The sequence below is a fragment of the Martelella mediterranea genome, assembly GCF_021021415.1.
Lineage (GTDB): Bacteria > Pseudomonadota > Alphaproteobacteria > Rhizobiales > Rhizobiaceae > Martelella > Martelella mediterranea_C.
Map to the genome: position 1 here is coordinate 1 of NZ_JAINWJ010000025.1, position 13,119 is coordinate 13,119.

The 13,119-nt window shown below is 63.0% G+C and carries 11 protein-coding genes; 6 read left to right on the forward strand and 5 right to left on the reverse strand.

Annotated elements, in window-relative coordinates; all coding sequences use genetic code 11:
• The 5 genes from K7H91_RS15295 to K7H91_RS15315 all read right to left on the reverse strand — a co-directional run.
• Positions 1–353 (reverse strand): HPP family protein (locus tag K7H91_RS15295; protein ID WP_230721134.1); only part of this gene is annotated, 353 nt, incomplete at its 3' end.
• Between the two features lie 378 nt (positions 354–731).
• Positions 732–1,691 carry a sugar-binding transcriptional regulator gene (locus K7H91_RS15300; RefSeq protein WP_230721135.1) on the reverse strand — a complete coding sequence of 320 codons (960 nt, stop codon included), beginning with the start codon at positions 1,689–1,691 and terminating at the stop codon, positions 732–734.
• A 42-nt stretch (positions 1,692–1,733) separates the two neighbouring features.
• Positions 1,734–3,197 carry an FGGY family carbohydrate kinase gene (locus K7H91_RS15305; protein WP_230721136.1) on the reverse strand — a complete coding sequence of 488 codons (1,464 nt, stop codon included), beginning with the start codon at positions 3,195–3,197 and terminating at the stop codon, positions 1,734–1,736.
• Position 3,198: 1 nt separating this feature from the next.
• Positions 3,199–4,158 (reverse strand): transketolase family protein, encoded by a 960-nt coding sequence (locus K7H91_RS15310; RefSeq protein WP_230721137.1) that lies wholly within the window; start codon positions 4,156–4,158, stop codon positions 3,199–3,201.
• Positions 4,155–4,976: a transketolase gene (locus K7H91_RS15315; protein ID WP_230721138.1), complete on the reverse strand. Its 822-nt coding sequence runs from the start codon at positions 4,974–4,976 to the stop codon at positions 4,155–4,157. Before K7H91_RS15315 ends, K7H91_RS15310 begins: the two co-directional genes overlap by 4 nt.
• A 239-nt stretch (positions 4,977–5,215) precedes the next feature.
• On the opposite strand from K7H91_RS15315, the gene K7H91_RS15320 reads away from it, so the two are divergent.
• The 6 genes from K7H91_RS15320 (at position 5,216) to K7H91_RS15345 (ending at position 13,106) form a co-directional block, all read left to right on the forward strand.
• Positions 5,216–6,190, forward strand: coding sequence for an ABC transporter permease (locus K7H91_RS15320; RefSeq protein ID WP_419197483.1), 975 nt, complete (start codon positions 5,216–5,218; stop codon positions 6,188–6,190).
• Positions 6,191–6,277: 87 nt separating this feature from the next.
• On the forward strand, positions 6,278–7,213 hold the full coding sequence (locus tag K7H91_RS15325; RefSeq protein ID WP_230721140.1) for a substrate-binding domain-containing protein: 936 nt from the start codon (positions 6,278–6,280) through the stop codon (positions 7,211–7,213).
• Between the two features lie 37 nt (positions 7,214–7,250).
• Positions 7,251–8,744 carry a sugar ABC transporter ATP-binding protein gene (locus tag K7H91_RS15330; protein ID WP_230721141.1) on the forward strand — a complete coding sequence of 498 codons (1,494 nt, stop codon included), beginning with the start codon at positions 7,251–7,253 and terminating at the stop codon, positions 8,742–8,744.
• Between the two features lie 19 nt (positions 8,745–8,763).
• Entirely contained in the window at positions 8,764–9,549 is a 786-nt protein-coding gene (locus K7H91_RS15335; RefSeq protein WP_230721142.1) for an SDR family NAD(P)-dependent oxidoreductase, read from the forward strand.
• A 93-nt stretch (positions 9,550–9,642) separates the two neighbouring features.
• Positions 9,643–10,440 (forward strand): SDR family oxidoreductase, encoded by a 798-nt coding sequence (locus tag K7H91_RS15340; RefSeq protein ID WP_230721143.1) that lies wholly within the window; start codon positions 9,643–9,645, stop codon positions 10,438–10,440.
• 320 nt (positions 10,441–10,760) lie between these two features.
• Positions 10,761–13,106 (forward strand): helix-turn-helix domain-containing protein, encoded by a 2,346-nt coding sequence (locus K7H91_RS15345; protein WP_230721144.1) that lies wholly within the window; start codon positions 10,761–10,763, stop codon positions 13,104–13,106.
• Positions 13,107–13,119 lie beyond the last annotated feature (13 nt).

Genomic DNA, 13,119 nt, shown 5'->3' on the forward strand with positions numbered 1-13,119 from the left:
GCGGTCATTGCGACAGCCCCGGCCGGCGGATGGACGGCGCGGGCGAGGCTCATGAGCGCAATCGCAATGCCCACCGCCAAGGCGACGCGGAGCGACGGCTCCGAAACGGTGAGACACACGGCAACGCCGACAATTGCGGCAAGCGTATTGCCGACGATTGCGGACCATGGCTGGGCCAACGGGCTGTTGGGCACTGCAAAGATCAGAACCGAAGTCGCGCCGAAGGGCGCCACGAGATAGAGCCCGAGCCTGAGATCCACCGTCGGCGCCAGAACGAACAGTCCCACGATGACAAGACCGAGCGTGGCGCCGAGCCCCGCCCGGATGGATTCCCGAAGGGAAATGGGCGCCATCGCGGGCCCGATGGCCCGGATCAGACGCCCTGTGATTGTCATTGATTTCGTCATCGCAACCGAGCTTCATTCTACCGCGATCTGGACCAGATCGGTCTGGTCGTGCGATCGTTCTCCTCGTTATGTCGATGCAAACGGGTGTGCAACAGACCATGCCGAGCAAGTATCCCAACCACTGCACCTTCGGCTATGGTTCTGGCGCAAATTCCTTGTAATGACCGACATTTCAAATGAGGCCTGAACTTTTACGCTCAAAACGGGACCCGGGTCGATCGGCTGGAGATTTGAGTCAGCGGCTGAAGCGCAAAATCGAACGAAACAAGTTGAAAGCCGCGCCCTCGGTTCATCTACACCCATATCAGCGGCAGAAACGGCCGCTCAAGCTTGCGCTTCGAGCAGGCGTTCGGCGGTGAACCTGTCGGTAATCAGAAGGTCGATGACGCCGGTGCGGAGCGCGCCGCGAATGGCTTCTGTCTTGGAGCGGCCGCCGGCGAGCGCGATGACGCGGTCGACCTTGGACAGTTCCTCGAGCGTCATGCCGATCACGCGATCGTGCAGCGGCGTCTTGACGAAACCGCCTTCGGCATTGAAGAAGCGCAGGCTGATATCGCCGACGCCGCCGGCTTCGGCGACTTCGGCAAGCTCGCGCGAGGAGAATACGTTGCCGCTGCGCGCCAGCATGCCGGACGGCTCCATGGCGCCGATGCCGACGATCGCCAGCGTGATCCTGGAGAACAGCTCCATGGTCTGGCGCACATAGGTATCGCCGAGCAGCACCAGCTTGGCCTCCCGCGATTGCGCCACGCCCGGCGCGCTCAGAAGATGCGCCTCGGCGCCCGTCAGCCGCGCCAGCCGGGTCGTGAGCTGGTTGGCATGGATCTGGACCGTCGGATCGCCCATGCCGCCGAGCGTCTGCACCACGTAGCGGGCCTTGCCGGATTTCATCGGGTGAATATTGTCCACCATTCGCAGAATGGTTTCCGACCAGCTCGAAACCCCGATGATTTCGCCGGCCTGCAGCGTCGCTTCAAGAAAATGCGCCGCCGCTTCGCCGATCCGCGCCATGATCGCGCCATCGCGATCCTCCGAACACTCGACCACGATCGCCTCGGACAGGCCGAACCGGTTCCTGAGGCCGGATTCGAGTTCGGCATAGGTTCCGGAGGGGGCGACCACCGTGGTGCGGACGATCTCTTCTTCCTGCGCGCGCTTCAGCATGCGCGACACCGTCGCCTGCGAAATCCTGAGATGCTTGGCGATTTCCGACTGACGCTGTCCCTCGATATGATACATCTGCGCCACGCGGGCGATCATCCGTAATTCGTTGAGGCGGGACATGGTCTCTGCTAGCTCGTCGTGGCTTGTGTGAATATTTATTCTCTACACGGCGAATGTGGTCCGGGCAATCGCTTTTGTCCATTCTCCAATAGAACGATCGCGCCTGTCGGCCGGCACGGCAGGCGCAATTTCAGGCTCGGGTCGGGCAAGCGCCGAAAGCGCCTCCAGATCGGGCCAAAAACCGACAGCAAGCCCGGCCAGATGGGCCGCGCCGATCGCCGACGCCTCGGCATTGCGGCACGGCGTGACCGGGCGATCGAGATAATCCGCGACGAGTTGCATCAGGAAGCGGTTGCGGCTCGGCCCGCCATCGACGGAGATCCGCCCGACATGACCGGCCGCTCCCGCCATGATCGCGTAGACGTCGTGCACCTGGAAGGCAAGGCTTTCGGCCGCGGCTCGGGCGATATGCGCCGGCTTGGTGGAAAATGACAGGCCGCAGACGAGACCGCGCGCATCGGCATCCCAGTGCGGCGAGCCGAGCCCGACATGGGCGGGCACCAGCGCGACGCCGCCGGTATCCTCGACGGTTTCGGCAAGCACAAGCAACGCCTCGACGCTTTCGAGACCGAGCAACTCCGCCGTCCATGGAAAGATCGAGGCGCTGACCAGAATATTGCCCTCGAAGGCGAAGGTCGGGCGACCGGCGATAGACCAGGCGATGGTGGTGGTGATCCCGTCCGGCGGCACGATGTAGTCGGCAAGCGTCGTCATCACCGATGAGCCAGTCCCGAATGTCATCTTGCCGTCGCCGGTGGCAAAGGCGGCATGGCTGAACAGCGCCGCATGGCTGTCGCCGATGGCCGACGCTATTGGAAGGCCGTCTGGAAGGACGCCGGCGTCTTTTGTGGCGGCAAAGATATGGGCGCTGTCGAACACGGAAGGCAGCATGACGGGATCGACGCCGAAGAGCCTGCAGAGATCATCGTCCCAGCAACCTTCGGCGAGGTTGAAAAGCTGGGTGCGTGCGGCATTCGATCGGTCGGTGGCATGGACACTGCCGCCGGAGAGCCTCCAGATCAGCCAGCTATCGACGGTGCCGATGCAGATGTCGCTTGCCGCGCGTCCGTGATTGTCGAGCAGCCAGGCGACCTTGGTTGCGGGAAACATCGGATCGAGCGGCAGGCCGGTGCGGGCGATGACATCGGCTTCGTAGCCGGCCTCGCGCAACGCCCTGCACGCGTCGGCCGTGCGGCGGCACTGCCAGCTGATGACCGGACCAAGAGGGCGGCCGGTATTGCGGTCCCAGATCAGGATCGATTCCCGCTGATTGGAAATGCCGAGCGCGACGATTTCGGTCTCCGGCGCCTTCTTGAGGCATTCGGCAATCGCGATGGCGGTTGCCTGCCAGATAGCCTCGGCATCCTGCTCGACCCAGCCGGATTTCGGATGGCTGATGGGCACGGTGGCCGAGGCGCTGGCGATGATGTCGCCGGCATGGGAGACCAGCACCGCCTTAGAATTGGTGGTGCCCTCGTCAATCGCCAGGATCGCCTTGCCCGTCATGTCATCCCTTCCGCGCGATCAGCGCTTCGGCGCTTTCGGCGATCGCTTCAGGCGCCATGCCGAAATCGTCCAGCAGCGTGTTGGCCGAACCGGTATGGGCGAAAACGCCCGGCACGCCAAGCCGTTTCATCGGCACGGGCGCGGCGTCTACCACGACTTCGGCGACGGCGCTGCCCAGCCCGCCGAAGATCGTGTGCTCCTCGCAGGTCAGGATCGCGCCGGTCTCACGGGCCGCGGCGATGATCGCATCCTCGTCGATCGGCCTGACACTTGCCATGTTGAGCACGCGGGCGGCAATGCCGCGCTGTTCAAGAATGGCGGCGGCCAGCACCGCCCGGTGGGTCAGAACCCCATTGGCGATAATGGTGAGGGCGTCGCCGTCACGCAGCATGTCGGCCTTGCCGAGTCTGAACTGATGGCCTTCCGGAAGCAGGTCCGGCACGCCGACGCGGCTGAGCCGCAGGAAGCAGCCGCCCTGGTGTTCAGCAGCCCAGCGAATGGCGGCGGCAGTCTCGATGCGGTCGGCGGGCGCAATCACCGGCACGTTGGGCAATGCGCGGATCCAGGCGAAATCCTCGATCGAATGGTGGGTCGGGCCGAGTTCGCCATAGGCCATGCCGGAGGAGATGCCGACAAGCTTCACATTGGTTTCGGAATAGGCGACATCGGCCTTGATCTGCTCCAGCGCGCGCCCGGTCAGGAACGGGGCTGCGGCGCAGACGAACGGGATCTTGCCGCCATTGGCGAGACCCGCGCCGACGCCGACCATGTTCTGCTCGGCAATGCCGACATTGATCAGCCGCTCGGGAAATTTCTCGCCGAAGCCGCCGAGCTTGGAGGAGCCGACGGAATCATTGCAGACGGCGACGATGTTGCTGTCCTGTGCCGCCAGTTGCTCCAGCGTCTCGGTGAAGGCGTTGCGGCAGTCGTGCAGTTTCGCGGTTTCGAACGGCATGTTCATCGGATGGCCTCCTCGAGTTCGGCCATGGCCTGGCGGTATTGTTCTTCATTCGGCACCTTGTGGTGCCAGGCGACATTGTCCGACATGAAGGAGATGCCGTGGCCCTTGTTGGTGTGGGCGACGATGCATTTCGGTCTGCCGGGGGTGATGGCATCGGCAGAAAGCGCGCGGCAGATCGCCTCCATGTCATGGCCGTCGATTTCTTCAACAGCCCAGCCGAAGGCTTCGAGCTTCGGCGCAAACGGCGCGATATTATTGGTGTCGGCCAGCCGCGCGCCCTGCTGCAGGCGGTTGTGGTCGATGATCAGCGTCAGGTTGTCGAGGCCGAAATGGGCACCGGCCATGATCGCCTCCCAGTTGGATCCCTCCTGCATTTCGCCGTCGCCGGTGATGACGAAGGTGCGCCAGCCGGCCCTGTCGAGCTTTGCCGCCTTCGCCATGCCGACGGCGACCGGAAGACCATGGCCGAGCGGCCCGGTATTGGTTTCGACGCCCGGAACCTTGACCCGGTTGGGATGCCCGTTGAGCCGCGAGCGGTGCTTGAGGAAGGTCGAAATCTCGTCCTTCGCGATGAAGCCCTTTTCAGAGAGCACAATGTAGAGCGCGAGCGCCGTATGGCCCTTCGAAAGAACCAGCCGGTCGCGCGCGGGATCGAGCGGGGCCGCGGGATCAACCTTCATTGTGTGAAAGTAGAGCGCGGTCAGGAGATCGGTGACGGACATTTCGCCGCCGACATGGCCGGCACCGGCTTCGTAGACAGCCGTAACATCGCGGCGTCGGATGCGATTGGCGATAACGCGCAGTTCCTGGGGGTCCATATGTCACCTATGCATAATTATTCTTATACCATTAAACATGCGCAATCGATCTTTGTCAAGGCGGACTGGGCGCCGCAAAGCCAAGATAGTCATTCCATTCTCACGAAGAAAATAGAGAGAAGAAAGCTTTCGCGAAGGAAATTTGTAATTCAGCCACGGCTTGACACGCCTAAATGCATCCGTTATGGATTTTCCATCAAGTGTGAATACATATGCGCATGGAGGAGGAAAACATGGCGATGACACAGGAGTCTCCTGCGCAGAAGCCGCGCCTTTCGGAGGTGGTATCGCTGTCGGGCGCGACCGGGCCGCTGATCGGTCTGGTGCTGCTGTGCATCTTCCTGACCTTCGCGACCGACTCGTTTCTGTCCTTCCGCAATTTCCTGAACATTCTCGACCAGATCACCGTGCTCGGCATCATGGCCGTCGGCATGACCTTCGTCATTTTGATCGGCGGCATCGATCTCTCCGTCGGCTCCGTGCTGGCGCTGGCGATGATGGTGCTCGGCTATCTCAATGTCGAAGCCGGCATGCCGATGATCGTCGCCATCGCGGGCGCGCTCGCCGCCGCCGCGGTCTGCGGCATCGTGTCGGGGCTGATGATCACCGAATTCAAGGTGCCCGCCTTCATTGCCACGCTGGCGATGATGTCGGTCGCGCGCGGGCTTGCCAACATGATCACAAACGGCTCGCAGATCATCGGTTTCGCGCCCTGGTTCAACATGAGCGCGATCATCCGCTATGGCGGGTTCCTGACCATGACGGTCGCCGTCATGCTGGCGGTGTTCGTCGTCGCGATCCTGTTCCTGCGCTATCGCCAGGGCGGCCGCGTGCTCTACGCGATCGGGGGCAATGCTGAAGTCGCGCGCCTTGCCGGCATCAATGTCCGCAGAACCACGATCCTGGTCTATACGAGCTGCGCGGCTCTGGCGGGCCTTGCCGGCGTACTTCTGGCCGCAAGGCTCGATTCCGTGCAGCCAAGCTCCGGCGTTTCCTACGAGCTCGATGCGATCGCGGCCGTGGTCATCGGCGGCACCAGCCTTTCGGGCGGATCGGGCGGCGTCGTCGGCACGATCATCGGGGTGCTGATCATCGGCGTGTTGCGCAACGGCCTCAACCTTCTGTCGGTCTCGCCGTTTCTGCAGGCCGTCATCATCGGCGCGGTCATCGTGCTCGCGGTCGCTGCCGAAACCTTCAAGCACAGGAGCAGGTAGATTTCGGCCGGCTCAGGCCGGCCAGACAATGGGCCCGGAACCGGGCTTCAACAGGGTTGAAAACCCAAACACCAGGAGGAGAATATCGTGAAAACCTACAAGAAAATCATCGCGGCTGCGCTCGCATCCGCAGCACTGGCCGGACCGGCGCTCGCCGAAGACGTCAACAAGATCGGCCTGGCCGTGCCGAACCTGCAGGCCGACTTCTTCAACCAGATCAAGCTTGGCGTTGAAAACTACGGCAAGGAAAAAGGTATCGAGGTCATCGTGGTCGATGCCAAGAACGATACCGCGACCCAGGTCAGCCAGGTTCAGGACCTGATGACCCAGGGCATCGACGCCTTCATCTACATCCCCGCGGGCGCGGCAGCGGCCGCCGTCCCGACCCGCCTCGCCCGCGCTGAAGGCATTCCGGTGATCAATGTCGACCGCACGCCCGAAGGCGCGCCGGGCGATACCTTCATTGCCGGCGAGAGCGTCGAATCCGCCTATCAGGTCTGCAAGCACATCATCGATCTCGCCGGCGGCGAGGGCAAGATGGCGATGATCCACGGCCAGAAGGGCACGACGCCGGAAGTCGACCGCACCAAGGGCTGCATGCGCGCGATCGAGGAAAATCCGAACGTTGAGCTGGTCACCGAACAGTGGAGCCAGATGTGGTCGCCCGACGAAGGCTTCTCCATCGCCCAGAACATGCTGCAGGCGCATCCGGACCTGAAGCTGATCTTCGGTCAGGCTGACGGTCTCGCCATGGGCGCCGCCAAGGCTGTGGACGTTGCAGGCCTCTCCGACCAGGTCATCATCGGCGGCTATGACGGCGACGTCGCGGCGCTCGAATACCTTGCCAAGTGCGAAGGTCCGTTCGTGGCGACCGCTACCCAGAGCACCCAGATGATGGGCCGTCTTGCCGTCGATTCCGCGATTAAGGTTGCCGCCGGCGAGAGCGTGCCGGAGCGCCAGACACCGAATGCGGTTCTGACCACCTGCGAGAATGCGCCGCAGTTCGTCGAGAACCATCCGTAATCCTGCGGACGACGCGACATAGATAAAGGGCGGCGCCATGACGGAAAACGGCAAATCTCCAATCCTGTCCCTGAGGGGCATTCGCAAGTCCTATGGACCTGTCGAGGTGCTGCACGGGATCGATCTGGATATCCATGCCGGCGAAGTCGTGGCGCTGCTCGGCGAAAACGGCGCCGGTAAATCCACCGTTTCAAACGTCATCTCCGGAACGGTCCTCCCCTCGTCCGGCGCGATGACCTGGCAGGGCGCGGCCTACGCGCCCGCCAACCCGCGCGAGGCGATCGACGCCGGCGTCGGCATGATCCATCAGGAACTGCTGCTGCTGCCGCATCTGACGATCGCGGAAAACATCTTCGTCGGCCGCTATCCGATGAGGAACGGACGTGTCGACCGCGCCGAGATGAACCGGCGCGCCGAGCACGGTCTGGAACGGCTCGGCCTCAATATTTCGCCGCGCCGCAAGGTCGAGAACCTGTCGACGGCGAGCCAGCAGCTGATCGAGATCGCCAAGGCGCTGACGCTCAACGCGAAGCTCCTCATCCTCGACGAGCCGACAGCCGCGCTCGGCGGCGAGGAAACCCGGCTCCTGTTCAAGCAGATCGAGCGGCTGAAGGCCGAGGGCGTCGGGATCATCTACATTTCCCACCGGCTGGAAGAGATCAGGCAGATCGCCGACCGCATCGTGGTCATGCGCGATGGCGACAAGGTTCAGGAGTTCGATACCGCCGACCTGCCGGTGCGCACCATTGTCGAAGCGATGGTGGGCCGCAGCATGGAACAGATGTTTCCGCCGCTGCACCAGCCGAGCGAGGAGACCGTGCTGGAGGTCAAGGGCCTTTCGGGGCCGAGCGGGCGGTTCAACGATGTGAGCTTCTCGGTCCGGCGCGGCGAAATCTTCGGCATAGCCGGGCTCGTGGGCGCGGGGCGCACCGAACTGGTGCGCGCCATTGCCGGCGCCGACCCGATCGCCGCCGGCACGATCACGCTGAACGGCGAGGACATCACCCCCGCCTCGCCGGCAGAGGCGATCGCCAACGGCATCGTGCTTGTGCCGGAGGACCGCAAGCTGCAGGGCGTGATCCTCGATCACACGATCGCCGAGAATATCGCTTATTCGAATTTCGAGACGGTCGGCCGCGGCGGCTGGCTGAGCAGGAACCGTATCCGCGCCTTCGCCGACGACAATATCGCGAAATTCGGCGTCAAGGGCAAAGGCCACCAGAAGGCGGGCGAGATGTCCGGCGGCAACCAGCAGAAGGTGGTGATCGCCAAATGGCTCGCCCGCAATCCGCGCGTCGTGCTGCTCGACGAGCCGACCCGCGGCATCGATGTCGGCGCGCGATCCTCGATCTATGAAATCATTCACGATCTTGCCGAGAACGGCGTCGCCGTGATCGTCGTCAGTTCTGACCTCGAGGAGGTGCTCGGCGTCTCCAACCGCATCCTCGTGATGGCGGCCGGACGGCAGACGGGTATTCTGGACCACAGCGAGGCCAATGACATCTCGGTGATGGAACTGGCTACGGCCTGACACATACAGGGAGTTCACCATGAACCGCTTCAAGGGCAAAACCATTGTCGTTACCGGCGGCAACAAGGGCATCGGGCTTGCGATCGCCACCCGGTTTGCGCAGGAGGGCGCCAATCTCGTGATCGCCTCCGTCGAGGCCGAGGTCGAACAGGCGGCGCAGTCGCTTTCGGAGGCGACCGGCGCGAAGACGGCCGGCGTGATCTGCGACGTGACCGACCCGGAAGCCGTCAAGGCGCTTTACGACCGCGCTGAAGCTGAGTTCGGCGGCGTCGATATCTCCGTGCAGAACGCCGGCATCATCACCATCGCCAAGGTCGAGGACCTGACGGTTGCCGAGTGGGATGCCACGATGGCGGTCAACACCAAGGGCGCGTTCCTGTGCTGCCAGCAGGCGATCCGCCACATGCGCGCTTCGGGCAAGGGCGGGCGACTGATCAACATCGCCTCCGGCCAGGCGCGCGACGGGTTCATCTACACCCCGCATTATGCCGCCTCGAAATTCGGCGTCATGGGCATGACCCAGAGCCTTGCCAAGGAAGTGGCGCTCGACAACATCACCGTCAACGCCATCTGCCCCGGCATCATCAAGACCGATATGTGGGATTATAACGACCGCGTCTGGGGCAAGATGCTCGGCGATTTCGGCCCCGGCGAACTGATGGCGAGCTGGGTGGAGAACATTCCGATGAAGCGCGCAGGCGAAGGCAAGGATGTTGCCGGCCTGATCGCCTTCCTCGCCAGCGATGACGCCGAATACATCACCGGCCAGACCATCAATGTCGATGGCGGCCTGATCATGTCATAACGCGTCCGGAAGAAGCTTCCCGACGCCAGATCAAGAGAGCCGGCTTTAAACGGGCGCGACCCGTTGCCGCCGGACGAGAAGAAGGTCACCATCATGAATGACGCCGCAATCAGTTTGAACGCTCCGGCCCTGTTCGATCTTTCGGGCCGGGTGGCTCTGGTGACGGGCGCCGGCAGCGGCATCGGCCAGCGCATCGCCATGGGACTTGCCCAGTGCGGCGCCGACGTCGCGCTCGTCGACCGGCGCACGGATGACGGGCTTGCGAACACCGCCGCCTTCATCGCGAAGACCGGACGCCGGTCCTTGCAGATCGCCGCCGATGTGACCTCGGAGGCGGCCCTTGAGGACGCCGTTGCGAAAACCGAAGCCGAACTCGGGCCGCTGCGTCTGGCGCTGAATGCCGCGGGCATCGCCAATGCCAACCCTTGCGAGGAAATGCCCGAGGATCAGTATCAGACGCTGATGGACATCAACATGAAGGGCGTATGGCTGTCGTGCCGGGCAGAAGCGCGTGCCATGCTTTCCCACGGCAAGGGCGGCTCGATCGTCAACATCGCCTCGATGTCCGGCGTGATCGTCAATCGCGGCCTCAACCAGGTGCACTACAACGCGTCCAAGGCCGGCGTGATCCACATGTCGAAATCGATGGCGATGGAATGGGTCGATCGCGGCATTCGCGTCAACTCGATCAGCCCCGGCTATACCGCCACGCCGATGAACACCCGGCCTGAAATGGTGCACCAGACCAAGGAATTCGAAAGCCAGACGCCGATGCAGCGCATGGCAAGCGTCGACGAAATGGTCGGCCCCGCCATATTCCTGCTCTCCGACGCATCCTCCTACTGCACCGGCGTCGACCTGCTGGTCGATGGCGGCTTCTGCTGCTGGTAAACCTTGAGCCTGAGACCGGTGGCCGGCGGCTCAAGATGTCGCTGTAATTCGGCATAGTCGTTCGACGACACCGAACTTGCTCTATACGTCTTTGAACGATCAAAAGCACGTGAGGCCCCGGCACCGTCCCGAATGACAGGCTGATTCTTCTGCAGAAAAGCAACCTTGATTGACACAGGCGAACACAATCGTCGACAAACGCTATATTGCGGCGACAAACTCGCAATGCATTGAAGGTCATTGCAACGGCATGGCCCCGATTGTGAGCGCCGCCCGGCGCTGGCTTCGCAATTGAAAGCAAGGTGGATATGGACGGCGAGATGGCGAATGTGGCTCACATCGACATGCTCGCAGAGCGGGTGAGCGCCAGCGCCCGCAAGTTCATCGTCATCACCGCCGTCGCCGGCATGGGCAAGAGCCTGCTTCTGAGGAAACTCTCAAAGGCCCTTGATGTCACCGTGTGTACGACCCCGGAAGCGGATGGGACGGCGACCGGGCGGACGTTCCTGTGGGATATTCCATCCCGGGCTGAAACCATCGCCTTCGACGAAGCATTCTTCGAACACTTCGAGCGGGTGGTCATCGCCCGCCGACCCGAAACGGATGTGCCGGGGATCGAGCGCTTGATCGTCCATGGCGATGCCCTTTTTCTCGACGATCATGACCTGCTGCTGCCGGAAGGCGATCCCGCGCATCGCTATCAATGCGGCTGGCCGGTTCTTCATGGCGTCGATCTTGAAGACCCCGCAAGACGGCATCAGTTCAAAGCCTATATCGGTTTTGAAATCCTGCGCCCGCTGACAGCCATGCAACTCGCCACCCTCTGGCGGATGTTCAACGGCCACGCGATTGCTGGGAGCGCCGCCGAGCTGCCATTCCTGCCTTTCGTCGAGAGGACGGCCGACGGCATCCTCTCGGCCTGCGCCAGCGGCGAACTGCGCGGGATCGTGCGCGATGCGGCCAATGAGGAGATCGGGCGGCGCATGGAGCGCTTCGAGGCGGCGACGCCGCTTGCCCGCGCGCTGCATCGGTCCGGCCACACTGAAAAGGCAATATCCGCGCTTCAGTCCGCCGGGATGGAGGAACCGGCCGTCCGTCTTTTTGCCGAGGCGGGTGGGGTTTTCTATATCCATATCGATGGCCCTGAGGCGTATGCCCGTGTGCTTTCGGGCTTCAGCCCCGCGATTTCGGCCGATAACGAGACCGTGGTGATCGCCAATGCCATGCGAGCGCTCAAGGCCGGCGAGACGGGGCGGGCGAAGAAGCTGATCGCCGATCGTTTCGGCCGCCAGAGCCTCGACCCGATGGCCGTCTTTGCGGGTGGCGCGCCCTACTCCCTGTCGTTCAAGGGCTTCCGGCTGGTGATGATGATCTATGAGGATATCGTCATCACCGACGCCATGTTCGAGCGGCTTTACGACTATCTCGACGAGTTGCCTCTGGAAGCGGCGCTGCTGCGCGGGTCATTCTATAATGCCGTGCTTGAATTCTATATCCGTCAGCGCCGCTTCAACGAGGCCGAAATGGCTGCGGCGCATGCGCTCTCCAGCTATCGTGCGGCCGGCGTTCCGCTGCTTGTCTTCTACATCTGCGTCCATCAGGCCGTGATCCGGTTGCTTTCGGGCGACGCCATCGGCGCCGGCAGCCGCATCGCCGAAGCCCGGCGGCACATGGCGGCGGTCGGCTTCGAAAGCCCTGCCGACGCGCGGATCCTGCGGCTGATCGAAGCCTGCCACGCCTATGAGGATGGCCGCCCGCAGGTGCTGATTGCCTTCATCAACCATGAATTCGATACGTTTTCACAGGCCGAAACCTGGCCAAGCCTCGTCGAATTCGCGCTCCACTACGGCAGCCAGGCGCTCAGCGAACATTTTTCAACGATATCCGCGCTCGGCTTTCTGGATCGCTGGCGCCTCCACCAGACGCATGACCGCCAGCTGCGGTTCATGATCGAAATCCGCGCCGCGCTGGTGATGCAGAACGGCAACCGCTGGAACGATGCCGCCGCGACCCTTTCCGCCATGCAGATGCGGATCAACCGCACACGGGTCGAGGCTGCGCTGGACGAACTCGCCCGGCTTTCGATGCACGATGAAATCGAGGTGGCCTTCGCATGGCTCCGACAGATCGTCCATGAGCGACCAGACCGCGCCTATCTGGACCGCCAGATCAATGCGATGATTGCCAACGAAAGGGTGACGGGCCGCCAGCGGCGTGCGCTGCAGATATGGCTGGCCTTCGTGTTGAAACGGACCGGCCGGGCGACGGAAGCCCGCGCGGTTCTGCAGCGCATGTTCGATGATGCCGCCCGCACCGGCACGATCGCGCCACTTCAGGAGGAACGCCGGTTTCTCGGCGAGCTGATGGGCGACAGCCGCATCGAAGGTTTTGTCTCGGCGGCAGGCCCGGCCCGCCGGATCATGAAACGGTTGTCCGAAACCGGCATCAAAGGGCGCACGATCGAGCAGGAATCCGGGTTGTCGCGTCGCGAGGTTCGCATTCTGCTGATGATCTGCGAGGGCGCCTCTAACAAGTTCATTGCCGGCCGGCTCGGTATCTCGGAATCGACGGTCAAATTCCACGTGACCAATCTTTACCGCAAGCTCGGCTGTACAAGACGCCGCGAGGCCATTGCGGTGGCGCGGGCGCGCAACTGGTTGCACTGACCCGCCGCCAGGT

Bases quoted from the DNA above. Each gene is read 5' to 3' on its own strand.
- K7H91_RS15300 (WP_230721135.1), bottom strand. From the start codon at position 1,691: ATGTCCCGCCTCAACGAATTACGGATGATCGCCCGCGTGGCGCAGATG.
- K7H91_RS15305 (WP_230721136.1), bottom strand. From the start codon at position 3,197: ATGACGGGCAAGGCGATCCTGGCGATTGACGAGGGCACCACCAATTCT.
- K7H91_RS15310 (WP_230721137.1), bottom strand. From the start codon at position 4,158: ATGAACATGCCGTTCGAAACCGCGAAACTGCACGACTGCCGCAACGCC.
- K7H91_RS15315 (WP_230721138.1), bottom strand. From the start codon at position 4,976: ATGGACCCCCAGGAACTGCGCGTTATCGCCAATCGCATCCGACGCCGC.
- K7H91_RS15320 (WP_419197483.1), top strand. From the start codon at position 5,216: ATGACACAGGAGTCTCCTGCGCAGAAGCCGCGCCTTTCGGAGGTGGTA.
- K7H91_RS15330 (WP_230721141.1), top strand. From the start codon at position 7,251: ATGACGGAAAACGGCAAATCTCCAATCCTGTCCCTGAGGGGCATTCGC.
- K7H91_RS15335 (WP_230721142.1), top strand. From the start codon at position 8,764: ATGAACCGCTTCAAGGGCAAAACCATTGTCGTTACCGGCGGCAACAAG.
- K7H91_RS15340 (WP_230721143.1), top strand. From the start codon at position 9,643: ATGAATGACGCCGCAATCAGTTTGAACGCTCCGGCCCTGTTCGATCTT.
- K7H91_RS15345 (WP_230721144.1), top strand. From the start codon at position 10,761: ATGGCGAATGTGGCTCACATCGACATGCTCGCAGAGCGGGTGAGCGCC.